Raw genomic sequence first — 23,078 nt, 5'->3', positions numbered from 1 at the left:
TTCGCACGCAGGTATAGGCTTGGGCATGGCCGACGACCTGTTTGACAAGCTCCCCTCCCCGGGCGGGGAATCCTACGATGGTTCTGCGATCGAGGTGCTCGAGGGGCTGGAGCCGGTGCGGCGGCGGCCGGGCATGTACATCGGCGGGACGGACGAGCGCGCGCTCCACCACCTCGCCGCCGAAGTGCTCGACAACGCGATGGACGAGGCGGTGGCCGGCCACGCCAACCGCATCGAAGTCACGCTCGAGGCCGAGCCGGGCGCGGCGGGCCGGCTGACGATCGTCGACAACGGGCGCGGCATTCCGGTCGACGAGCACCCCAAATATCCCGGCAAGTCGGCGCTCGAGGTGATCCTCACCACGCTTCACTCGGGCGGCAAGTTCTCCGGCAAGGCCTACGCGACCTCGGGTGGCCTGCACGGCGTCGGTGTCTCGGTGGTCAACGCGCTCTCGACGCTGACGCGCATCGAGGTGGCGCGCAACAAGGAGCTTTACGCGCAGGAATTCTCGCGCGGGCTGCCGCAGGGCGGCCTCCAGAAGATCGGCGCCGCGCCCAACCGGCGCGGCACCAGCGTCTCGTTCATTCCCGACACCGAGATCTTCGGCGAACAGAAGTTCAAGCCGCTGCGCCTATTCAAGCTGGTGCGCTCCAAGGCCTATCTCTTCGCCGGCGTCGAGATCCGCTGGAAGTGCTCCCCCGAACTGGCGAGCGAGGAAGTTCCCGCCGAAGCGGTGTTCCAGTTCCCCGGCGGTCTGGCCGATCACCTGGCAGAGCAGGTCGGCGCGCGCGAATGCGTGACCAGCCAGTTCTTTTCCGGGACCCAGGCCTTTCCCGCCGGTGAGGGCGGGCAGGAGCAGGGCCGCGTCGAATGGGCCGTCGCCTGGCCGCTCTATTCGGACGGCGCCTATTCCTGGTACTGCAACACCATCCCGACACCCGACGGCGGCACGCACGAGCAGGGTCTGCGCGCCGCGCTGACCAAGGGCATCCGCGCCTTCGGCGATCTCGTCGGCCAGAAGAAGTCCAAGGACATCACGCCGGACGATATGCTCGTGGGCAGCGAGATCATGCTCTCGGTCTTCATCCGCGACCCGCAGTTCCAGTCGCAGACCAAGGACCGGCTGACCTCGCCCGAGGCCGCGCGGCTCGTCGAGAACGCGGTGCGCGACCACTTCGACCACTTCCTCACCGACAACATGGAGCGCGGCAAGGCCCTGCTCGGCCACGTCATGGAGCGGATGGAAGAGCGCCTGCGCCGCAAGGCCGAGCGCGACGTCAAACGCAAGACCGCGACCAACGCCAAGAAGCTGCGCCTGCCCGGAAAGCTCACCGACTGCTCGGGCGAAGGCGACGGCGAGACCGAGTTGTTCATCGTCGAGGGTGACAGCGCGGGCGGCTCGGCCAAGCAGGCGCGCGACCGCAAGACCCAGGCGATCCTGCCGATCCGCGGCAAGATCCTCAACGTCGCCAGCGCCAGCGCCGACAAGATTCGCGGCAATCAGGAAATCGCAGACCTCCAGCTCGCGCTGGGCTGCGGCATCCGTAAGGACTGCAACCCCGACAACCTGCGCTACGACCGCATCATCATCATGACCGACGCCGACGTCGACGGCGCGCATATCGCCACGCTGCTGATGACGTTCTTCTTCCAGGAGATGCCCGAGATCGTGCGCAAGGGGCACCTATACCTCGCGCAGCCGCCGCTCTATCGCCTCACCGCCGGCTCGACCTCCGCCTATGCCCGCGACGACGCCCACCGCGCCGAGCTGGAAGCGACGCAGTTCAAGGGCAAGAAGGTCGAAGTCGGGCGCTTCAAGGGCCTGGGCGAGATGAACCCGCAGCAATTGCGCGAAACCACGATGAATCCCGAAACCCGCTCGCTCGTGCGGATCACCCTGCCCCCCGAATACGAAGGCCGCGCCGCGGTGAAGGACCTCGTCGACCGCCTCATGGGCCGCAACCCCGAGCACCGCTTCATGTTCATCCAGAACCGCGCCGGTGAACTCGATCCGGATATGATTGATGCGTGATTGCACGTCGGCCTGTTCGACGGGCAGCAATTTGCCAATTTACTTCGGAAGCGCACTTTCCGGGCACGACGACTAAGCGGTCGGAGCAAAGTCCCAACCTCCGCTCAGCCTGAGCTTGTCGAAGGCCTCAGCGCGGAGCCTTCGACAAGCTCAGGCTGAGCGGGTGGAGGTGCTTGCCGCTTGTCCGTTTTCCAAGACATTCGCGGCGTTCCAGGCTCTTAAGAAGTTTGCCGAAAGTGGACACTTGGCCGAACGCATGCCAATTCCGCTCGGGCGTCCGTTCACCCAGCCTGTCGAACCGTTTCGATCGATCACCGCATGGCGCGACAGTCGCTGGTTCATGCCAGCGTGCTATCGCAGCCGCTTCACGAACAATCCGCTCTCGCGCTTTTGCGTCGCGAAGTTGGGGAGGCTCTGCACCAGTTCCGAGAGCCGCGAGAAGCCGTAGCTCCTGGCATCGAAGCTCGAGCGGTTGGCCACGCGCTGGCCGACTTCGGAAAGGCTGGCATAGCCCTCGTCGTCGCGCTTGCTGGCGCGCCAGGCGTCGCCGAGCAGCTTGATCATTTCGTCATCGACCGCGGGCTTGGGCGAAGGCCTGGAATCGGGCCGGTTCTCGTCCTCATAGATCGAGTCGATATCGATGAAGCGGGTACAGGCCTGCCGGAACGCCTCGGGCGTCCGGTCGGTGCCGAAGCCGTAGACCGGCGTGCCGTTCTGGCGAATGCGCATGGCGAGCGGCATGAAATCCGAATCGCTCGTCATCAGGCCGAAGCCGTCGACATGGCCGCCGTAGAGCAGATCCATGGCGTCAATCGTCATCTTCATGTCGGTGGCGTTCTTGCCCTTGGTCAGATCGAACTGCTGCTGCGGCTCGATCGCGTGGCGGTGGACGATCTTGGACCAGCCCTTGAGCCCCGGCTTGGCCCAGTTGCCATAGATCCGGCGGACGTTGACGGTGCCGAGATCGCCCAGAATGGTGAGCGCCGCCTCGAGACTGGCGGGAGATGCGTTGTCCGCGTCGATGAGCAGCGCGATGTTGCGATTTTGCCGAACCTTTTCGGCCATGTGGAACCCCTTCCCCCGGAATGCGACTTTGCCATGCGGCCCTGGCTGTCGTAGCGCATGACCCGCGCCGCGGTTCCCCGAGAGATGGCGGCAGATCGTGAAAAGGCAAGGCAATGGCGCAAGGCGAAGACCCGGACGGCAGGCACGGCACGCTCCTTCCGAGCCGACTGCACCTGTTGCTGCTGGCCGTGCTCGAATTCGTGATGGGGGCCGAGGCGGTGGCGCTGTGCTTCTCGCAGCAGTGGATGCACGTTTTCGTGACGATCCTGCTGATGGCGATGATCGCGTTTCCGGCGCTGTTTCCGGCGAGGATGCCGATCCAGATCCCGTCGGAAATCCAGATCTTCGTCGTCCTGTTCCTGTTCGCGACGCTGTTCCTTGGCGAGGTGCGGGACTTCTATCATCGCATCTGGTGGTGGGACCTGGCGCTGCACGGCACCTCTGGGATCCTGCTCGGACTGCTCGGCTTTCTCGTGGTCTACGTGCTCAACGAGAACGAACTGGTCGACATGCGCATGCCGCCCAGCTTCGTCGCGCTGTTCGCTTTTCACTTTGCGGTCAGCCTCGGCGCGGTGTGGGAAATCTTCGAGTTCACGATGGATCAGCTCGCGGGCACCGACATGCAGAAGGCGATGTGGGGCGATCCCTCCGGGCTCACCGACACGATGTGGGACCTCATCGTCGATACGCTGGGCGCGCTGGTCATGGCGCTGGCGGGCTGGCGCTACATGCGCCGTGCCCGGCACGAGCGCACCGACCACTGGCTACGCCGCTTCGTCGACCGTCATCCCAACCTGTTCGCGCGGTTCTGACCCGCGCGCGAGCGCGCGGCGCGCCACGACCGCGAAGAACAGGGCGAGGATCATCGGCATGATCGGCACGCCGAGGTTCATCGCCAGCGGGCGAGCGAAGGCGGCGCCGGCGAAGGTGAGCAACATCGCGATCCGCTCCCAGGGCAGCCGATCCTCGCGCGTCGCCAGCCAGATCAGCGGAAAGGCGAGCAGAACCAAGTCGTAATCGAGCACGAACGGCGTCGCGAGCGGCGCGCCCGCCAGCACCGCCGCGCCGAGCCCGTGGCGCCATCGCGCTTTCCACGCGACGCAGGCGACTACCCCGGCCACCGCGAGGCTCGTCACCGCTTGCAGCGCATAGGCGGCGCTTACCGGCAGGCCGAGCAGTCGCGCCCCCGCGAACACGCTCATCATCTTGGCGAAGCCGACCGCCCCTTCGCTCATCGCCGCCTGCGCGGAGGAACTGACCGCCGCCCAGGCGCTCCAGGTCTCGAGCCCGAACGCCAGCGTCGAGACCAGCGCCAGCACCAGCGCCGATGCCACCGCCGCCGCGATCACGCGCCACTCGCCGGTGAGCAGCAGCGCGAGCGGGATCAGCAGGCCGAACTGCGGTTTGATCGTCGCGAGCCCAAACAACACGCCCGCGGCGATCGGCCTGCGCGGCACCCAGAGCGTCGCCAGGCCGAGCAGGCCAGCCACCAGAAACGAGGTCTGTCCATGCGTGATCGTGATGAGGACCGGCGGAAACCCGGCGAGCAGGATCCAGCGCGAGGGCCGGTCCAGCGCGAATTCGCGCAGCCACCGCGAGCCGGTCCAGACGTAGAACGCGCCCGTCGCGAGCAGCCAGAGCGCCAATGAGACGAAGTAGGGCGCGAGTCCGAGCGGATAGCAGAACGGCAGGAACGAGGGCGGATAGAAGAACGCGGTGAAGGCTTCGTCCTGCTGCACCCAGTAGGTCTGCTGTGCGGCAATATGCGCCGCCTGGTCATAAACCGAAGCGCCGTCCGCCAGCATCCGGCCCGAGGTCCAGAAGCTGAGGAAATCGGTGCCGAGGAGGAAGCCGTTGCGATCGACGCCGTTCCTCGCGGTGACGACGAGGAATACCAGCGTCGCCGCATTGAGCAGCGCGAGCAGCACGAGATAGCCGGCCACCCGGCCCCGGTTAAGCCAGCGCGCCGTCTTGAGGAAATCCATCGCCATGAAGGGCTTGTGCATGCCACCCCGCGCCCTGTCCATCGCGCCCGCGAAACCATGAACAGTCCCCGCGCGACCGTCCGCCGTGCTTGCTTCGCTGCGACGCACAACATAGGTTCGCGCCAACGATCAATCGGGCAGGACCATTTCATGCAGCGTTTCGAAGGCACCAGCAACTACGTCGCCACCGAGGACCTCAAGGTCGCGGTCAACGCCGCGGTGCTGTTGCGCCGACCGCTGCTGGTGAAGGGTGAACCCGGCACCGGCAAGACCGTGCTCGCGCACGAGATCGCCAAGGCGGTGAACGCCCCGCTGATCGAATGGAACGTCAAGTCGACCACCAAGGCGCACCAGGGCCTCTACGAATACGACGCGGTCGCGCGGCTGCGTGACGGCCAGCTCGGCGACGAACGGGTCCACGACATCCGCAACTACATCAAGAAGGGCAAGCTGTGGGAGGCCTTCACCGCGCCGCAGCTTCCCGTCCTCCTGATCGACGAGATCGACAAGGCCGATATCGAGTTTCCCAACGACCTGCTGCAGGAACTCGATCGCATGAGCTTCGACGTCTACGAGACGCAGGAGCGCATCGAGGCCAAGGAACGTCCGATCGTCGTCATCACCTCGAACAACGAGAAGGAGCTGCCCGACGCCTTTCTGCGCCGCTGCTTCTTCCACTACATCAAGTTTCCCGATCGCGAGACGATGCAGGCGATCATCGACGTGCACTTCCCCGGCATCCAGAAGACGCTCGTGACCAAGGCGATGGAGATCTTCTACGAACTGCGCGACGTGCCCGGCCTCAAGAAGAAGCCCTCGACCAGCGAGCTGCTCGACTGGCTCAAGCTGCTGATGAACGAGGACATGCCGCTCGACGTGCTGCAGAATCAGGACCCGTCCAAGGCGATCCCGCCGCTCCACGGCGCGCTGCTCAAGAACGAGCAGGACGTCATGCTGTTCGAGCGGCTCGCCTTCATGGCGCGGCGGGGCAATTGACCGTGCACACCGGCCAGTGCCTGTGCGGGCAGGTCCGCTTTACCGTCACCGCCGAGCCCTCGGGCGCGCGCGCGTGCTGGTGCCGTGACTGCCAGCGGATCGCCAGCGGTTCGGCCACGGTCAACGTGCTCTTCGCCGAGGAGGCGGTCGTCTATTCGGGCGCAATTTCGACACTGCGCATGACCGCCGACAGCGGCAACACCGTCGAACGCGGATTCTGCCCGGAATGCGGGGCGCAGCTCTACAGCAAGACGGTCGAGCCTTCGGGCATGCCGATGCGGGTGCGCGCGGGAACGCTCGACGACCCCGAACTGATCGCGCCGAGCTCGCTGATCTGGGTTTCGAGCGCGCCCTCGTGGGCCTGCCTCGATCCCGGCCTGCCGCACCACGGCCGTGGTCCCGACAGCCCGCTGGTCGAGGCCGGCTGACCATGCCCGCGCCCTATCACGGCCGATGCAACTGCGGGGCGGTGACGCTCTCGATCGAAGCGGAGCCGGTCTGGGTCCGCCAGTGCTGGTGCAGGCAGTGCCAGCGGATCGCCGGCGGCTCGGCGACCAGCAACGCGCTCGTCATGACCGACAAGCTGGCGACGCGAGGCGAAATCCATTGGTGGGAGTATGAGGCACAGAGCGGCAACGTGATCGGCCAGGGGTTCTGCCCCAACTGCGGAACGCACTTGCTCGGCAGGAACTCGGCCCGCTCGATCGCCTGCGTGGTGCGCCTGGGTGTGCTCGACGAGGCCGCCGAGCTGGCGCCGACCTCGATCATCTGGACCGACGAGGCGCCTGCGTGGGCCCTGCTCGACCCCGCGCTCGAACGGTTCGCGCGCCAGCCACCGGCGCCGGGGACCGCGACCTGATCCCGCCTCAGTGGGCGTAGGCGGAGATATACTCGAACATCACGGTCAGAGCGGCGCGATCGGCCTCGCCGATCTCGGGGCGCCAGATCTCGAACAGCAGGACGACGCGGGTCTGGTCCGAGCGGTTCCACGCCTCGTGCTCGATGCTGTCATCGAAGATCAGCGCCCTGCCCTCGTCCCACGCCCGCGTTTCGTTGCCGACGCGCAGCGTGCAACCGGGCGGCGCGATCAGCGGCAAGTGGCAGATCAGCCGCGTGTTGAGAAAGCCGGTGTGCGGCGAAATATGCATGCCCGGGCGCAGCATCGAGAACAGCGCGAGCGGCGATCGCCCCGCGATGACCGGCACCGGCGGCCTTTCGAGGGCGGCCATGGTCGCGGGACACTCCACGGCATGCTCGGCGACGGGCTTACCGGCCTTCCACAAGTAGTACGCGCCCCAGCGCGGATCGCCGACCATCGCGTTCTGCTTGGCGGGGCGGCTCGGATCGCTCTCGACGTAGGGACGAAACGTCTCGCCATCCTGCGCGAGAACCGCTTCGAGTTCGCCGCGAATCGCCGCGGTGCGGCTTTCCAATTCGGCAATCCAGTCGAACTGCTCGCGTTCGTAGAACTGGATCTGCGGCAGGCCGGGATAGAAGAAGCTCTGCGGCTGTTGGAAGAAGACCTCGCGGCGGCCGGTGAGAATGTCGAGCGCTTCGGCGATGCGCGGGCTCGCACCGCTTTCGCCCACGCCCGCTTCGGCGAGCCGTGCGCGCAGATCGTCTTCGAAGCGGTTGGCGAGGCTGGCGAGGCGCTGCTGCACCCGGCCCAGCGCGGTCTCGAGATCCGGCGTGCGCGAAGGCAGCCGCGCGGCGGCATCGAGCGCGGCCTTGAAGAAGGCGGTCGCGGCGCGGCTGTCGCTCTGCTGCGCCCGGCAGTCGCCCTTGATGATGAGGCCCCAGATGTTGCGCGGTTCGGCGGCGAGCAATCGGTCGATCGCGGCTTCACCGCCCGCGAGATCGCCGAGCATCAGGTGCGCCTGTGCACGCGTCAGTTCGGGCGCGTCGGGCAACTGGTCGAGCGCGGCGAGCGCGGCCCGGCCGTCGCGGCGCTGCAGCGCGCGCTGGGCGTCTTCGCGAAGCTGCGCCGCCTGATTCGCTGTGAGGGTCATCGTGGCGTTATAGCCGGGGGCCGCGCACCCTCAATCGCCCGCCACGCATCGATTGCGTTTGAAGTGGGCGACGGGCTGGATTAGCCTTGCCGCCATGTTCTTCAACTTCGTCGACGAGCTTCGCGCGGCCGGAATCCCCGCCAGTTTCAAGGAGCACCTCGTCCTGCTCGAGGCGCTCGACAAGCAGGTGATCGAGCAAACGCCCGAAGCGTTCTATTATCTCAGCCGCGCCACCTTCGTGAAGGACGAGGGCCTGCTCGACCGCTTCGACCAGGTGTTCCAGAAGGTCTTCAAGGGCGTGCTCACCGACTACGGTCAGGCCCCCGTCGAGATCCCGGAGGACTGGCTCAAGAAGCTGGCCGAGCGCTATTTCTCCGAGGAGGAGATGGAGCAGATCAAGTCGCTCGGCTCGTGGGACGAGATCATGGAGACGCTCAAGCAGCGGCTCGAGGAGCAGGAAAAGCGCCACCAGGGCGGCAACAAGTGGATCGGCACCAACGGCACCTCGCCGTTCGGCCATTCGGGCTACAACTCCGAAGGCGTGCGCATCGGCGGCGAAGGCAAGCACGGGCGCGCGATCAAGGTCTGGGAAAAGCGCGAGTTCGCCAATCTCGACAACACCAGGGACCTGGGCACGCGCAACATCAAGGTCGCGCTGCGCCGCCTGCGCCGCTTCGCGCGCGAGGGCTCGGCCGAGGAGCTCGATCTCGACGCGACGATCGAGGGCACCGCCAAGCAGGGCTGGCTCGACATCCGGATGCGGCCCGAGCGGCACAACGCGGTCAAGGTGCTGCTGTTCCTCGACGTCGGCGGCTCGATGGACCCGTTCATCAAGCTGGTGGAGGAGCTGTTCAGCGCCGCCACCGCCGAGTTCAAGAACCTCGAGTTCTTCTATTTCCACAACTGCCTCTATGAAGGCGTGTGGAAGGACAACCGCCGCCGCTGGTCGCAGCGCACCAAGACCTGGGACGTGCTCCACAAGTACGGGCACGACTACAAGGTGATCTTCGTCGGCGATGCGGCGATGAGCCCCTACGAGATCTCGCACCCGGGCGGCTCGGTCGAGCACATGAACGAGGAGTCGGGCGCGACCTGGCTTCAGCGCGTGCGGCAGACTTATCCGGCCACGGTCTGGCTCAATCCCACGCCGGAGCGCCAGTGGGACTATTCGACATCGACCCGCCTGATCCGCGAACTGATGCACGACGCGATGTTCCCGCTAACGCTGGACGGCCTCGATGGCGCCATGCGCGAGCTCACGCGTAAGAAGAGCTAAGCACTCCTACCTATTGTAAAAGTGTGGAAAACCGGCGCGCCGGGGCGATCCCGCGTATTCGCGAGTCGCAGGCGCGCCGTTATGACTGTGAGTTGACAGGCATTAACTCGGATGCCGGCTGGCTACGCGCCATGCCGGGGCGGACCGAACGGGAAGAAGGACGATAACCACAAGAGCAGGAGGATACGATCATGGGGAAGAGCCGTTCGCGTCGCCGCAAGCACAACCGCACGTCCCGGCAGGATGTCATTTGCCTGCCTCCGCCGCCTAATCTGCCAACCACGCCGCCGCGCGGCCAGACGAACGAGTTGCGCGGAGTTCCGCTCCCCGAGCAATCGGAACCGCTGGTGACCGGAGCCGTCGATAATCGCCGGACGCGCCGCAAGGCGCTGCGCGAACGGGCGCGGGCCGAACGCGCCGCGCAGGCCATCGCTTCGGCTCAACACAACCAACAGTCCTCCGAACAAACCTATGCGCCGAAGGTGGCCGCAGGGTCGGGCCAATCCGCGAGCCCGCCCTGGCAGGACGACGGCACGCAGGACGCAGCGCCCTTGCCGCGCAATCGCTCGCTCATCGGCCCCGATACGCCGATAACGGTGCGCCTGCGCGCATGGTTCGGTGCGATCGTGGAGCGGGTGCGCGGCCCGGCCGCGCTCAGCCCCGACGAGGCGAGCCGCCAAAACCTCATCCGCTTGCGCGAGGACGTCGCGACGATGCAGCGCACGCTCGACCGGATGATCGGGAACATGCAGCGCTAGAAACCCGGCGTCCGATACGGCTGGAGGGTCAATAGAGCAGCAGGTCGCGCACGTCCTCGCTCCAGGCCGTCTCGTCGCGCAGGGCCATGGCATCGAGATCGCCCATCTGGGCCTGCGGATCGTCGACCCATTCACGCAATCCGGGACCGCCGTTGATGACGTCGATCGCACGCCGCTCGAACTCGTACTCGTAGGGAAAATCGCGCCAGATCTCGTAGTCCGGATAGAGCTGCCGGATCGCCTTGAAAGTCGCAGCCTGAAGCCGCCAGGGGTTGAAGGCCGCGTGATCGTAGAAGCGGCCCTCTGCGTGTATCATCAGCGCGTGGCATAGCTCGCCGGCATGCTTGTGGAAGGTCGGCGTGAACCAGCACTCGCGGATCGCGCAACCGCGCGTCCAGGGACCGGCGATCTCATCGAGCGTCTTGCGCACCTTGAGCGCATCGATGTCCGGCGCGCCGAACAGCACTTCGAGCGGGCGGGTCGTGCCCCTGCCCTCGCTCAGCGTCGTGCCTTCGAGCATGACCGTCCCGGCATAGGCGCGCGCCATGTTGAGATTGGCGGCGTTCGGGCTCGGATTGATCCACACGCGCTCGCCCGGCCACCCGTATCCCGGACGCTCGCCGGGCCGCCAGCCCTCCATCGCGATCACCCGATAGTCGACATCGAGACCGAGATGGCGAATGAACCAGCGCCCCATTTCGCCCAGCGTCAGCCCGTGCCGCATGGGCATGGGGCCCGCGCCGACGAAGCTTTCCTGTCCGGGTTGCAGCAGCGTTCCCTCGGCCGGGCGTCCGGCGGGATTGGGCCTGTCGAGCACCCAAACGCTCTTGCCGTGCTTGGCCGCTTCCTCGAGCAGATAGAGCAGTGTCGTCACGAAGGTGTAGATGCGGCAACCCAGGTCCTGCAGGTCGAACAGGAAGACATCCGCGCTCGACATCATCTGACCGGATGGCCGCCGCACTTCGCCGTAGAGGCTGAATAGGGGGATGCCGTAGACCGGATCGGTCTCGTCGGCGGTCTCGACCATGTTGTCCTGCTTGTCGCCCTTGATCCCATGCTGCGGGCCGAACGCGGAACTCACGTTGAGCCCAGCGGCGATCAGCGCGTCGAGGCTGTGTTCGAGGCGGTCGGTGACCGAGGCCGGATGGGCGACGAGGGCGACGCGCTTGCCTTCGAGCGGAGCGCGCAATTCAGACTCGCCAAGGAGCCGATCGATACCGAATTTCATGCTTCTTCCGGTGCCCCAACCGTCCAGGTGAAGCAAGCCGGATCGTGGAAGTCCGGCTTGTCGTCGGCACGTCCGAGCGCCCAGAAGCTCTTGATCCCGCCCGTTTCCTCGATCACCGCGGTCATCTGGCACTCCCACGGGAGCGGTGGCAGCGCGGCGGCGGGCACGGCGGCGTCGAAGATCGCCATGGCCTCGCCCTTGCGCATCGCGCAGGTCGGCTCGCGCGGCGAGGCGCGCTCGGCCATGCCCTCGCGATAGCCGCTGAAGTCGTAGATCGCCCAGCGCTCCGAGGGCGACAAGTTGACCTCGACGTAGGCCGAAGCGCCGGGCGCGCGCAGGAACAGCTCGAAGCAGGTCGTCCGCCAGAGATTGTCCGCGCGGCCCTTGCCCGCGAAGGCCGGAACCACCAGGTCGCGCGCGCCGTCGATGCGCCAGCGCAGGCGTATCCATTCGGCCTCGGGCGTGATCCGCGCCGAGACCGAAGTCACCGAACGCGGCGGAAATGCGGGATGATGATGCAGGCTCTGCGTTTGCAAGCCGGTTTCTCCATGCTAGGCGCGCGCTTCGCTCAGGAAGGCTGCCATGACTTACGATTCCACCCTGCTCCGCCTGCTCGACGAGCGCGGCTACATCCACCAGCTCACCGATGCCAAGGGGCTCGATGCGCTGGCGAGCAAGCAGATCGTGCCCGGCTATATCGGCTTCGATCCGACCGCGCCATCGCTCCACGTCGGCAGTCTTGTGCAAATCATGCTCCTGCGCCGGCTCCAGCAGGCCGGACACAAGCCGATCGCGGTGATGGGCGGGGGCACCGGCATTATCGGCGATCCCTCGGGCAAGGACGAGAGCCGCAAGCTGATGACGCCCGAAGTGATCGCGGCCAACATCGCATCGATCCGCACCGTCTTCGCGCGCCTGCTCGACTTCGACGATAGCGAGACCGGCGCGGTCATGATCGACAACGCCGAGTGGCTCTCGCAACTGGGCTACATCGAACTGCTGCGAGAGGTGGGGCCGCACTTCACCGTCAACCGCATGCTAACTTTCGATTCGGTCAAGCTGAGGCTCGATCGCGAGCAGCCGCTGACTTTCCTCGAATTCAATTACATGATCCTCCAGGCCTACGACTTCCGCGAGCTGTCGCAGCGGCACGGCTGCCGGTTGCAGATGGGCGGATCGGACCAATGGGGCAACATCGTCAACGGCATCGAGCTGGGTCGCCGGATGGACGGCGCCGAGTTGTTCGGCGTCACCACCCCGCTGCTCACCACCGCCGACGGGGCGAAGATGGGCAAGACCGCGAATGGCGCCGTCTGGCTCAACGAGGACCAGCTTCCGGCCTACGATTTCTGGCAGTACTGGCGCAATTGCGATGACCGCGACGTCGGCCGTTTCCTGCGTCTTTTCACCGACTTGCCGCTCGACGAGATCGCCCGACTCGAAGCGCTCGAAGGCGCCGAGATCAATGATGCCAAGGTCGTGCTCGCCAACGAGGTCACGCGTCTGTGCCGGGGCGATGACGCCGCGCGCGGCGCCGAGCAGACCGCCCGCGCGACCTTCGCCGGCGGCGGTCTTGGCGAGGACCTTCCGGTGCTCACCGTGCCGCCGGGCGGCATCCGCATCGTCGCGGCCTGCACCGAGATCGGCTTCACCGCCTCGAACGGCGAAGCCAAGCGCAAGGTGGCGGAAGGCGCGGTGCGAATCGATGATATCGTGATCACCGATCCGAGCTATCTGATCGATATCACCGCCGGGCAGAGCGCCAAGATCAGCCTGGGCAAGAAGAAGCACGGCGTGCTGCAGGCCGGATAACCAATCGCTCCGGGCAGACCCGGCATTTTTTTGCCGGGACCGGACGGCAACGGACTGCCGGTTTACCCTTTGTTTCCCATTGGAGCGCAAGATATCGCGCAGGGTTACTCCAGAACAGGAACGAAGCATGGTCGCAGGCGCACAGCTGACCGTCACTGACAAGCGGCGGGCGGCACGTCATCCGGTGGATTTCAAGGCGATCGCCGAGCATCGCACGCTCGGGGACGTGCATCTGCACATCGTCAACGTCTCCGCCCAGGGCTTCATGGCGCAAGGCGGCGAGGCCCTCGAGCGCGGCGAGCGCCTCAACCTGCGCCTCCCGGTGATCGGCCGGATCGAGGCGCACCTGATCTGGTCGCACGAGGACCGCTCCGGTTTCCAGTTCGAGCGGATCATCCGGCTCGACGATTTCCTCAAGCTGGTCGACAACCTCCAGCCCAATCCCCGTCTGCGCCCGCGCCGCTGACGCGAGGGACAAGAAGCGGCTGAAGGCAGACAGGCCGTGGCACGGACAATCGCGTAACACTGACTTGGAAACCGGCCCCGCCGGTGGCATGGGGCACGAGTGAAAGAGCCCGCGTCTCCGCTTCGAATTGCCGACTTCCGAAAGTTCTGGTTCGCCCGCTTCGCCTCGGTGCTCGCGACATCGGGCATGGTAGTGATCATCGGCTACCAGATCTACGATGTCGCGCGCGCCGATTACGGCATGAGCATCGCCGCGGCCTCATTCCAGCTCGGCCTGCTCGGCTTTGCGCAGTTCGTTCCGCTGATGCTGCTCACGCCCGTCGCCGGCGTGGTCGCGGACCGGTTCGACCGGCGCAAGGTCGCCGCCTCGGCCATGGCGGTCGATTTCCTCGTCGCGCTTGGTCTGGCGATCGTCACCGCGACCGAGCTGCGCAGCCTGCCGGTGCTCTTCGCCCTCGCCGCCTTGCACGGGTCGGTCCGTGTCTTCGTCGGCCCGGCGATGGGCGCCATCGCTCCCAACGTCGTTCCCGCCGGGCTGATCCCGCGCGCGATCGCGCTCAATTCGATCGGCACGCAGGCGGGCGCGGTGGCTGGGCCCGCCAGCTTCGGCTTTCTCTTCGCGAGCCATCGCGCCCTGCCCTACTGGGCCTCGACCGGGCTCCTTGTCCTCGCCATCATCTCAGTGCTCGCGATCAGCACGATGCCCCCGCCGCCCAGCGAGGCGCGGCGCGCCCATCCGGTCCGGCAAATCGTCGGCGGCTTCCAGTTCGTCTGGTCCGAGCGCTTCCTGCTCGGATGCATCTCGCTCGACCTTTTCGCGGTCCTGCTCGGCGGCGCGACCGCGCTGCTGCCGGTCTTCGCGCGCGACATCCTGCATGTCGGCCCGGAAGGCCTCGGCCAGATGCGCGCGGCGCCCGCCGTCGGCGCGGCGATCGTCGCGCTGGTGCTCTCGTGGCGGCCGCTCGCGCGCGACGTCGGGCTCAAGATGCTGCTCTCGGTCGGCGCCTATGGGGCGATGACGCTAGCCTTCGGGCTCTCGCGCCACTTCCTGCTGTCACTAGGCCTGCTGTCCTTGTTGGGCGCCGCCGACATGGTCTCGGTGTTCATTCGCAGCTCGCTGATCCAGCTCAACACGCCGGACGACATGCGCGGCCGCGTTTCGGCGATCTCCGGGCTGGCGATCTCCGCGTCGAACGAACTCGGTGAGTTGCAGTCCGGCTTCGCCGCGGCGCTGCTCGGCGCGACCGGAGCGGTTGTATTCGGCGGCGCGGGCGCCATATTCGTGACCGTTGTCTGGGCGATGCTATTTCCCGAGCTACTCCGGGCCCGCAGCTTCGCGCCGCAGTACCGACTCAGGGAGAGCGAGACATGAAAGTCGACAATATCCTCGCCACGATCGGCGCCACGCCGCACGTCCGCCTCGCGCGGCTGTTCCCCGACCACGAAGTCTGGGTGAAGTGCGAGCGCGCCAATCCCGGCGGCTCGATCAAGGATCGTATCGGCCTTGCCATGATCGAGGCGGCGGAAGCCGACGGCAGCCTCAAGCCCGGTGGCACCATAATCGAGCCGACGTCGGGCAATACCGGCATCGGTCTCGCCATGGTCGCGGCGGTCAAGGGCTACAAACTCGTTCTCGTCATGCCCGAATCGATGTCGATCGAGCGGCGCCGGCTGATGCTCGCCTATGGCGCCACGTTCGACCTCACGCCCAAGGAAAAGGGCATGAGGGGCGCGATCGAGCGCGCTCGCGAGCTGGTGCAGGAAACGCCCGGCGCGTGGATGCCGCAGCAGTTCGACAACCCCGCCAACGTCGCTGTCCATGTCGCGACCACCGCGATGGAGATTCTCGCCGACTTTTCCGACACGCCGATCGACGTGCTGATCACGGGCGTCGGCACCGGCGGCCACCTGACGGGTTGCGCCGAACGGCTCAAGCAGGACTGGCCCGCGATGAAGGCCTTTGCCGTCGAGCCGACGCTCTCGCCGGTGATCTCGGGCGGACAGCCCGGACCTCACCCGATCCAGGGCATCGGCGCGGGCTTCATTCCTTCCAACCTTCACACCCAGTCGATCGACGGCGCGATCCAGGTCCCGCCCGACGAGGCCAAGGAGTGGGCGCGCCGGTGCGCGCGCGAGGAAGGCATGCTCGTCGGCATCAGTTCGGGCGCCACGCTCGCGGCGATCGCGCAGAAGCTGCCCGATCTCGATGCGGGTTCGCGCGTGCTCGGCTTCAACTACGATACCGGCGAGCGGTATCTCTCGGTGCCGGATTTCCTTCCCGAATGAGCGGCCTCGAGGCCGTTTCCTACCACCACGACGACGTCGCGCTGACCGGTTGGCTGGCGCGTCCCACCGGCACGCCACGCGCGGCGATCGTGATCTATCCGACCATCGCCAACGCCAACCCGGCGATGGAGCGCCGCGCGACCATGCTTGCCGAACTCGGCTATCTGGCGATGATCGCGGATCACTACGGCGAGACTCCGAAAGACAACGAGCAGGCCACGGCTCTGGCCGGCGCCCTGCGGGCGGAGCCCGCGCACTACCGGGCGCGGATTGCGGCGGCGATCGATACGCTACGGACAGTCGACAGCGCCGCGGGTCTGCCCATGGCGGCCATCGGCTATTGCCTGGGCGGCCAGGCGGCCCTCGAAGCCGCTCGCGATGGGCAGGACCTCGTCCTCGCAGTGAGCTTTCACGGCATTCTTTCGACCGGTCGGGCGGCCGAGCCGGGCGCTGTACGGGCACGGATCCTCGTCTGTCACGGCGATGCCGATCCGCTCGTTCCGCGTGACCAGGTGCGCGCGTTTTTCGAAGAAATGGATGGCGCGGGGGCCGAATGGCATTTTCACGCCTATTCGGGGGTCCGGCACGGCTTCACCGATCCCGCGAGCGACCTGCGCGATTTCGATGCGGTTGCCTACGATGCAAGCGCGGACCGGCAAAGCTGGGCCGCGATGCAATCGCTTCTCGCTGAAATACTCGCGTAAGGGAAACCAGCGCCGAGGGCCTTGATGTGCATTCTTGCATTCGATCGCAGCGGATCAGCCGATGGGGAGAGGCGACCCGCTCTCGCGGCGCTCCGCCTCTCCCGATGGACTGTCGATCTTATTCGGGCGAAGCCGCGTCGGGCTGACCGTCGCCGTCGTCATCGACGGCATCGGGCGCGCCGTCGCCGTTGGTGTCCCAGGCGTCGGCCACGCCGTTGGCGTCGCGGTCCCAGGCATCCATCTTGCCGTCACCGGTCGTGTCCATCGTCGCCGGAGGCGCTGTTTCCGCCGGAGCCGCTTCGGGCTCGGCCATCGTGCTGTCCTGCGCATAGGCGGCGCCGATGGCGAGCGGCGTGATCGCGGCGATGGTGGCGGTGCGAATGAGAGTCTTATAGATGGTCATCGGGTGCTCCTATCTAGCTACCCCCTGTCACCATCAGAGGTAGCTCCTCATCCCAGCCGCACCAGTAACTATCGATAAGACGAGCGTTTTTTCGGGTTCGCCTGAATTCTACCGGAATCGATCAAGATATATCGACCGACATGCGAATTCGCGCCATGCGCCGGCGAGGCTCACCGGTTCTTGCGGCGACGCGATATGCTCGCGCGCTGCACGGACCAACGGACCAACGGCCGCAACCCTCCCCCGCGATTCTGTGCAGCGGTCATGACGGTTTGGCCTGATCCAACCTCATTCGCGACCAAGGAATCGCCTTGCAAGTGCGGTTCGCGGAGACACCAGACGCGAAATCGCTCCGGAGTGACCGCGAAGGCCTCACCGGAGCGATTTAGCTGACGGACCCGAAAGCCCGCTCTATAGGATCACGGGTACCTTAACGTCCGCGCGTGCTGAAGCCGCCGCAGAACGCAGCCCGACCGGTCCGGCACAGGTCCGCGCGGGTAAGCGGCGGCGGCGACGGACGGTAATTGAACACGATCTGGCGGATGACCCGCGGGCTATAACGGGGAACAGCCTCGACGCCGGAAGTGACGAAGGGCACCGCGGCAACGGAAGCGAAAGCGGTCGCGAATGCGGCCAGCTTGAGAGTCTTGGCGTGCTTCATATCGACACTCCTGAAATCAAACGAGTTACGTGTCGGCTCGGTTACTACTATTCAACCTGTTGCCAGGCGCTTGGTTCCCGCCACCCTTCCCGGATAAGCCTTGCCCGAGCATGGCGGCGGTCATTCACGGCTTGGTTCTAGGCCTGAAGGACTGAAGAAAGTCCAAATCCGTAAATTCCCTTATATTAGATCATAGTCGGCCGCCCGCCGCAAGCCTTCATTGCAGTGCACAAAGTATTGAAAATCAATGGGTTAACGAGCGATATAGCCTTGGCACGACGAATTGAGCCAATCCTGCGGTCAAATCATCGTGAGAGTCTCGCCATCGAGGCGCCGGTAAAAGCAGCTCCGTCGGCCGGTGTGGCAGGCCGGTCCCTCCGGGCTCACGAGCAGGACCAGCGCATCCTGATCGCAATCGACCCGGATCTCGCGAATGCGCAGGAAATGGCCTGAGGTTTCGCCCTTGCACCAGAGCTTGCCGCGCGAGCGCGAATGGAAATGCGCCAGACCGGTCTCGCGCGTCCTTGCCAGCGCTTCGGCATCCATGAAGGCGAACATCAGGGTTTCCCCTGATTCGGCGTCGACGGCGATCGCCGCTAGGAGGCCCTTCTCGTCGAAACGGGGCCGGAAAGCCGTCCCCAGCTCAATTTCTGTCTTCGAATCAGGTGTCATGGCGACGTTTGATAGCTTCCTTGAGTGCCAAATGCGCAAATTGTTGCAAACTGACAACAGCCGTAGACCAAAATCGGGGCCGTATCGCAAACACCCTTTTAACCTGAGCGTTTTCGGTCGAATTAGAAGGCGCAGCTCGGGGGGGCTGCACTGGACCCAAAAGGTGCTCACCAATAGGCGCCACGGTTCAGGGAGAAAGTCGCCTCGATCCGTCCAGGATCGGCGATGCGAGACATGAGGGATCGGGCCAGGCGGTTTTCAGGGGTACCGCCGAATTGCAGACGCAAGGCCTCGCAAGTTTCGTCACGAGGACGCCCGGGATCGCTGATCCCGGGCGTTTTCGTATCCGCTGCCGAGCGTTCGGCGAAGGGGCGTGCCTGGCCAGGCCTTCTTGGCCAAGCACAAGCGAATTGTTCCGGAAACGGCGGGGCCCATCAAGCGACCCGGGCGGACGATCAGAAGATTTCGTCGAGGACGCGCGCGAAACAGGCGATGACCACCGACTTCGCGCCGCGCCGCTTGAGCGCGGAGATACAGGCATCGCTCGTCGCCCCGCTGGTGAGCACGTCATCGACAAGCACGATGTTGGCGCCCTTGATCATTTCCCGGCGATTCGGATTGACCGTGATCGCGCCCGATAGCGCGCTCGAGCGCGCGCGCCTGTCGAGATTGCCGAGAAACGGCGTCGACTTTCGCCGCACCAGCCCGTCGACCACCAGCATCATCCCGGTCAGCCGCGCGAGTTCCTCGGCGAGGATCGCCGCCTGATTGTACCCGCGCGACCAGAGCCGCGAGCGGTGCAAGGGCACCGGCACGATCAGCGTGCCGGGCTTGAGCACCGGCAGCTTCGCCGCGATCTGATGCGCCATCATCGGCGCCAGCGCGATGCGATTGCCGTGCTTGAGCGCGAGCACGAGCTGCTTCGACGCCTCGTTGTAAAGCGTCGCGGCTGCTATTCCGTTGTGCTGAGGCGGCTTGGCGGTGCAGACCGCGCAGATCGAATCGTCTTTCACCTCGTCCTCGTCGAACGGGCGCTGGCAAAATTTGCAGCAAGGTTCGCCTGGGATCACCAGCTTGTTCCAGCACGCGCTGCACAAGCCTGTCTGCGCGCTGATGCCCTCGCCGCACAAGGGACAGCGCGGCGGAAGCACCTTGTCTATGATGGGCGAAAGGATGCTCATGACAAGCATGATGCTTAGCCGAATGCGTGATGACCGCAAGCGGTTGCTTCCCGGCGCGATGATCGGCAGGAGGCGCGCATGACCGCCGCAGCCCCACCCCGGATCTTCGACAAAGCGCGGCGCGCCGCCGTCCGTCGCCGGGCGGTTTCTCTCCAGTCGCGCGGCAACGCCCCGGCGTTTATTCTCGCCGACATGGTCGAGGACGTTCGCGAACGCCTCGCATTCCTGCGCTGCGAGCCGCGCAGCGCGCTCGTCGTCGGTGACTGGACCGGCACGCTCGCCGCCGCGCTCGATGCGCAAGGATGCCGCGTTACGCAGGCCGAGCCTGCCGACGGCTTCGACGAGGAGCGTCCTTACCCGCAAGGCGGGTTCGAAGTCATTGCCAGCCTCGGCACGCTCGACACGGTCAACGATCTGCCCGGCGCGCTGGTCCACATTCGCGAGGCGCTTGCCGTGGGCGGACGGATGATCGCTAGCTTCTGCGGCGCGGGGAGCCTGCCGGCGCTGCGCGCCGCGATGCTCGCGGCCGACGGCGAGCGCCCGGCGGCGCGCATCCATCCGCAGGTCGACGCGCGCGCGGGCGGTCAGCTCGTGCAGCGCATCGGCTTCGGCGAACCCGTCGCCGACTTGCGCGAGATCGACGTCGCCTATCGCGCCTTCGACACGCTCATCGCCGACTTGCGCGCGCAAGGCCTGACCGGCGTGCTCGCCGACCGTGCGCCCGCCCTGGGCCGGGCCGCGCGCGACCGCGCCCGCAGTGCCTTCGAAGCGGCGCGCGAGGATGGCCGCACGCGCGAGCGCTTCACCATCCTCACACTCTCCGGCCTGCGGCCGCCGCCGCAAGGCAAGCTGCGGATCGAGGCCTAGCCCAGCGCCGCTTGCGCCGCGGCGAGGCGCGCGATCGGCACGCGGAACGGCGAGGCGCTGACGTAGTCGAGCCCCTGTGCCTCGCAGAACGCGATGCTCGCCGGATCGCCGCCGTGCTCGCCGCAGATCCCGAGCTTGAGTTCGGGGCGCGTCGCCCTGCCCCGCTCGGCGCCCATCGCGACGAGCTGGCCGACCCCGTCGATGTCGAGGCTGACGAAGGGATCGCGCGGATAGATGCCTTTCTCGACGTAGGGGCCGAGGAACTTGGAGGCATCGTCGCGGCTTACGCCCAGCGTCGTCTGGGTGAGATCGTTGGTGCCGAACGAGAAGAACATCGCTTCTTCGGCGATCTCGCCCGCCATCAGCGCGGCGCGCGGCAGTTCGACCATGGTGCCGACGAGATAGTCGAGCGTGCGGCCCTTCTCGGCGAAGACCTGCGCGGCGACCGTGTCGACGAGCGTCTTGAGGATTTCCAGCTCGCGCCGGGTCGCGACGAGCGGGATCATCACTTCGGGCACCGGCGCGTCGCCGGAAGCCGCGGCGACGTCGCAGGCCGCCTCGAAGATCGCGCGCACCTGCATCTCGTAGATCTCGGGGAAGGTGATGCCGAGGCGGCAGCCGCGATGGCCGAGCATCGGGTTGGCCTCGTGCAGCTCGCCCGCACGGCGCTTGAGCGTATCGGCGCCGATGCCGATCGCCTCGGAAAGCTCGGCGAACTCCTCGTCACCGTTGGGCAGGAATTCGTGCAGCGGCGGGTCGAGCAGGCGGATCGTCACCGGCAGTCCGGCCATGACGTCGAAGATCTCGTGGAAATCGCTGCGCTGTTCGGGCAGCAGCTTCTCGAGCGCGGCGCGGCGGCCGGCCCCGTCCTCGGCGAGGATCATCTGGCGCACGGCGGAAATGCGGGCCGCGTCGAAGAACATGTGCTCTGTACGGCACAGGCCGATACCCTCGGCCCCGAACTGGCGCGCCATACGGCAGTCGGCGGGCGTTTCCGCATTGGTCCGCACCTTCATCCGGCGGTGCTTGTCGGCCCACTCCATCAGCGTGGCGAAATCGCCCGCGAGCTCGGGTTCCACGGTGGGCACCTCGCCGTTCATGATCTCGCCCGAAGCGCCGTCGAGCGTGATCACGTCGCCTTCCTTGAGATCGCGGTTGCCGATCTTGACGGTGCGGGTCTTCATGTCGATCGCAATGCCCGAGGCACCCGAAACGCAGGGGCGGCCCATGCCGCGCGCCACCACCGCGGCGTGGCTGGTCATGCCGCCGCGCGCGGTGAGGATGCCCCTGGCCGCGTGCATGCCGTGAATGTCCTCGGGGCTGGTTTCGACCCGCACCAGGATCACCGCATCGCCCATCTCGGCGCGCTTCTCGGCGGTGTCGGCATCGAGCACGATCGCGCCCGAGGCCGCGCCCGGCGAGGCGGGCAGCCCGCGCCCGAGCACGTCGCGCGGCGCCTCGGGGTCGAGCGTGGGGTGCAGAAGCTGGTCGAGGGCCATCGGATCGACGCGCCTGATCGCGGTCGGCTCGTCGATCAGCCCCTCACCGACCATGTCGACCGCCAGCTTGAGCGCGGCCCTGGCGGTGCGCTTGCCCGAGCGGGTCTGGAGCATCCACAGCTTGCCGCGCTCGACGGTGAATTCGATGTCCTGCATGTCGCGGTAGTGCGCCTCGAGCAGTTCGAAGACCTCGGCGAGCTGGCCGTAGGCCTCGGGCATCGCCTCTTCCATCGACAGCGGCTTGGCGCCGGCGGCTTCGCGCGCGCGCTTGGTGAGATACTGCGGGGTGCGGATTCCGGCGACGACGTCCTCGCCCTGCGCGTTGACCAGCCACTCGCCGTAGTAGGCCTTCTCGCCGGTGGCGGGATCGCGGGTGAAGGCGACGCCGGTCGCCGAGGTGTCGCCCATGTTGCCGAAAACCATGGCCTGCACGTTGACCGCGGTGCCCCAGTCGCCGGGTATGTCGTTGAGGCGGCGGTAGACCTTGGCGCGGTCCGAATCCCAGGAATCGAACACAGCGCGGATCGCGCCCCAGAGCTGCTCGTGCACGTCCTGCGGGAACGGACTGCCCTGCGCCTTCTCGACGATGCCCTTGTACTGCGCGACGACCTTGCGCCAGTCGTCGGCGGTCAGCTCGGTGTCGGTGTGGTAGCCGTTATCTTCCTTGGCGATCTCCAGCGCGTCCTCGAACAGGTGGTGGTCGATGCCGAGCACGACGTCCGAGTACATCTGGATGAAGCGGCGGTAGGAGTCCCAGGCGAAGCGCTCGTCGCCGGAGGTCGCGGCGAGGCCTTCGACGGTGCCGTCGTTGAGGCCGAGGTTGAGCACGGTGTCCATCATGCCGGGCATCGAGACGCGCGCGCCCGAGCGGACCGAGACGAGCAGCGGATCGGCGGCATCGCCGAAGCTCTTGCCCACGGTCTTCTCGATGTGCGTCAGCGCCTCGGCAACGTCGGCGCGAAGCTCGGCGGAGAAGTCGCCGCCTTCCGAGAGATACTTGACGCATTCGTCCGTGGTGATGGTGAAGCCCGGCGGAACCGGCAGACCGATGCTGGCCATTTCGGCGAGGTTGGCGCCCTTGCCGCCGGTGACGACCTTGTCGCGCGCGCGCGGATCATCGTGCCGGGCGTCGCCGCCGAAAGTGTAGACCTGCTTGGTCATGACGCTTGCCATTGTTCC

23 protein-coding genes are annotated in these 23,078 nt (G+C 66.4%); 13 read left to right on the top strand and 10 right to left on the bottom strand.

Annotated features, from left to right (window positions below; genetic code table 11):
- Positions 1-25 precede the first annotated feature (25 nt).
- On the top strand, positions 26-2,032 hold the full coding sequence (parE, locus tag B2G71_RS18050) for a DNA topoisomerase IV subunit B (protein WP_098108110.1): 2,007 nt from the start codon (positions 26-28) through the stop codon (positions 2,030-2,032).
- 351 nt (positions 2,033-2,383) lie between these two features.
- On the opposite strand, the gene B2G71_RS18045 is transcribed toward parE, so the two are convergent.
- On the bottom strand, positions 2,384-3,097 hold the full coding sequence (locus B2G71_RS18045; protein ID WP_098108109.1) for an NYN domain-containing protein: 714 nt from the start codon (positions 3,095-3,097) through the stop codon (positions 2,384-2,386).
- A 113-nt stretch (positions 3,098-3,210) separates the two neighbouring features.
- Between B2G71_RS18045 and B2G71_RS18040 the strand changes: the two genes are divergently transcribed.
- Positions 3,211-3,909 carry a hypothetical protein gene (locus B2G71_RS18040; RefSeq protein ID WP_206049449.1) on the top strand — a complete coding sequence of 233 codons (699 nt, stop codon included), beginning with the start codon at positions 3,211-3,213 and terminating at the stop codon, positions 3,907-3,909.
- Here B2G71_RS18040 and B2G71_RS18035 read toward each other — a convergent pair.
- The gene (locus tag B2G71_RS18035; protein ID WP_240530215.1) at positions 3,862-5,103 is read right to left on the bottom strand and encodes a glycosyltransferase family 87 protein; all 1,242 of its coding nucleotides are present in this window, start codon (positions 5,101-5,103) and stop codon (positions 3,862-3,864) included. The two genes, B2G71_RS18040 and B2G71_RS18035, sit on opposite strands and share 48 nt — an antisense overlap.
- Positions 5,104-5,232: 129 nt before the next feature.
- Between B2G71_RS18035 and B2G71_RS18030 the strand changes: the two genes are divergently transcribed.
- Genes B2G71_RS18030 through B2G71_RS18020 form a run of 3 tightly spaced genes read left to right on the top strand, consistent with a single transcriptional unit; the run spans position 5,233 to position 6,937 of the window.
- Positions 5,233-6,078 carry a MoxR family ATPase gene (locus B2G71_RS18030; protein ID WP_098108108.1) on the top strand — a complete coding sequence of 282 codons (846 nt, stop codon included), beginning with the start codon at positions 5,233-5,235 and terminating at the stop codon, positions 6,076-6,078.
- A 2-nt stretch (positions 6,079-6,080) separates the two neighbouring features.
- Entirely contained in the window at positions 6,081-6,506 is a 426-nt protein-coding gene (locus B2G71_RS18025) for a GFA family protein (RefSeq protein ID WP_206049451.1), read from the top strand.
- Between the two features lie 2 nt (positions 6,507-6,508).
- Positions 6,509-6,937 carry a GFA family protein gene (locus tag B2G71_RS18020; RefSeq protein ID WP_098108106.1) on the top strand — a complete coding sequence of 143 codons (429 nt, stop codon included), beginning with the start codon at positions 6,509-6,511 and terminating at the stop codon, positions 6,935-6,937.
- 7 nt (positions 6,938-6,944) lie between these two features.
- Here B2G71_RS18020 and B2G71_RS18015 read toward each other — a convergent pair whose 3' ends face one another.
- Positions 6,945-8,087 carry an aspartyl/asparaginyl beta-hydroxylase domain-containing protein gene (locus B2G71_RS18015; protein WP_098108105.1) on the bottom strand — a complete coding sequence of 381 codons (1,143 nt, stop codon included), beginning with the start codon at positions 8,085-8,087 and terminating at the stop codon, positions 6,945-6,947.
- Positions 8,088-8,181: 94 nt separating this feature from the next.
- On the opposite strand from B2G71_RS18015, the gene B2G71_RS18010 reads away from it, so the two are divergent.
- Positions 8,182-9,363 carry a VWA domain-containing protein gene (locus B2G71_RS18010; RefSeq protein WP_098108104.1) on the top strand — a complete coding sequence of 394 codons (1,182 nt, stop codon included), beginning with the start codon at positions 8,182-8,184 and terminating at the stop codon, positions 9,361-9,363.
- 191 nt (positions 9,364-9,554) lie between these two features.
- Complete coding sequence (locus tag B2G71_RS18005; RefSeq protein ID WP_141521606.1) at positions 9,555-10,121, top strand: hypothetical protein; 567 nt, start codon at positions 9,555-9,557, stop codon at positions 10,119-10,121.
- Between the two features lie 28 nt (positions 10,122-10,149).
- Here the strand turns inward: B2G71_RS18005 and B2G71_RS18000 are convergent, their stop codons facing one another.
- Together B2G71_RS18000 and B2G71_RS17995 are read right to left on the bottom strand one after the other, a co-directional pair.
- A complete protein-coding gene (locus B2G71_RS18000) occupies positions 10,150-11,349 on the bottom strand; it encodes a DUF1343 domain-containing protein (RefSeq protein WP_098108102.1) in 1,200 nt (399 codons plus the stop codon).
- Complete coding sequence (locus B2G71_RS17995) at positions 11,346-11,885, bottom strand: DOMON-like domain-containing protein (protein ID WP_098108101.1); 540 nt, start codon at positions 11,883-11,885, stop codon at positions 11,346-11,348. Before B2G71_RS17995 ends, B2G71_RS18000 begins: the two co-directional genes overlap by 4 nt.
- 46 nt (positions 11,886-11,931) lie before the next feature.
- Here B2G71_RS17995 and tyrS point away from each other — a divergent pair, with 46 nt between their 5' ends.
- The 5 genes from tyrS (at position 11,932) to B2G71_RS17970 (ending at position 16,616) form a co-directional block, all read left to right on the top strand.
- Entirely contained in the window at positions 11,932-13,161 is a 1,230-nt protein-coding gene (gene tyrS / locus B2G71_RS17990; protein WP_098108100.1) for a tyrosine--tRNA ligase, read from the top strand.
- Between the two features lie 127 nt (positions 13,162-13,288).
- Entirely contained in the window at positions 13,289-13,627 is a 339-nt protein-coding gene (locus B2G71_RS17985) for a PilZ domain-containing protein (RefSeq protein WP_098108099.1), read from the top strand.
- Between the two features lie 99 nt (positions 13,628-13,726).
- Positions 13,727-14,998: an MFS transporter gene (locus B2G71_RS17980; protein ID WP_098108098.1), complete on the top strand. Its 1,272-nt coding sequence runs from the start codon at positions 13,727-13,729 to the stop codon at positions 14,996-14,998.
- Complete coding sequence (cysK, locus tag B2G71_RS17975; RefSeq protein ID WP_098108097.1) at positions 14,995-15,912, top strand: cysteine synthase A; 918 nt, start codon at positions 14,995-14,997, stop codon at positions 15,910-15,912. Before B2G71_RS17980 ends, cysK begins: the two co-directional genes overlap by 4 nt.
- Positions 15,909-16,616 (top strand): dienelactone hydrolase family protein, encoded by a 708-nt coding sequence (locus tag B2G71_RS17970; protein ID WP_098108096.1) that lies wholly within the window; start codon positions 15,909-15,911, stop codon positions 16,614-16,616. The genes cysK and B2G71_RS17970 overlap by 4 nt, the downstream gene beginning before the upstream one ends.
- A 118-nt stretch (positions 16,617-16,734) precedes the next feature.
- Here the strand turns inward: B2G71_RS17970 and B2G71_RS17965 are convergent, their stop codons facing one another.
- The 4 genes from B2G71_RS17965 to B2G71_RS17950 all read right to left on the bottom strand — a co-directional run bounded on the left by B2G71_RS17965 (position 16,735) and on the right by B2G71_RS17950 (position 19,533).
- Positions 16,735-17,019, bottom strand: a complete 285-nt coding sequence (locus B2G71_RS17965) for a hypothetical protein (protein WP_098108095.1) — start codon at positions 17,017-17,019, stop codon at positions 16,735-16,737.
- Positions 17,020-17,449: 430 nt separating this feature from the next.
- Positions 17,450-17,680, bottom strand: a complete 231-nt coding sequence (locus tag B2G71_RS17960; protein ID WP_098108094.1) for a hypothetical protein — start codon at positions 17,678-17,680, stop codon at positions 17,450-17,452.
- A gap of 300 nt (positions 17,681-17,980) precedes the next feature.
- Entirely contained in the window at positions 17,981-18,352 is a 372-nt protein-coding gene (gene hisI, locus B2G71_RS17955; RefSeq protein WP_098108093.1) for a phosphoribosyl-AMP cyclohydrolase, read from the bottom strand.
- Positions 18,353-18,807: 455 nt separating this feature from the next.
- Positions 18,808-19,533, bottom strand: a complete 726-nt coding sequence (locus tag B2G71_RS17950) for a ComF family protein (RefSeq protein WP_346426947.1) — start codon at positions 19,531-19,533, stop codon at positions 18,808-18,810.
- 78 nt (positions 19,534-19,611) lie between these two features.
- Between B2G71_RS17950 and B2G71_RS17945 the strand changes: the two genes are divergently transcribed.
- Entirely contained in the window at positions 19,612-20,400 is a 789-nt protein-coding gene (locus B2G71_RS17945) for a methyltransferase domain-containing protein (protein ID WP_098108091.1), read from the top strand.
- On the opposite strand, the gene ppdK is transcribed toward B2G71_RS17945, so the two are convergent.
- Positions 20,397-23,060 (bottom strand): pyruvate, phosphate dikinase, encoded by a 2,664-nt coding sequence (ppdK, locus tag B2G71_RS17940; RefSeq protein WP_098108090.1) that lies wholly within the window; start codon positions 23,058-23,060, stop codon positions 20,397-20,399. The genes B2G71_RS17945 and ppdK overlap by 4 nt on opposite strands.
- Positions 23,061-23,078 lie beyond the last annotated feature (18 nt).

It is taken from the genome of Novosphingobium sp. PC22D, from assembly GCF_002556635.1.
Taxonomy (GTDB): Bacteria; Pseudomonadota; Alphaproteobacteria; order Sphingomonadales; family Sphingomonadaceae; genus Novosphingobium.
Note: the sequence above shows the minus strand (reverse complement) of the source record. Positions and strands in the feature narration are given on the sequence as shown.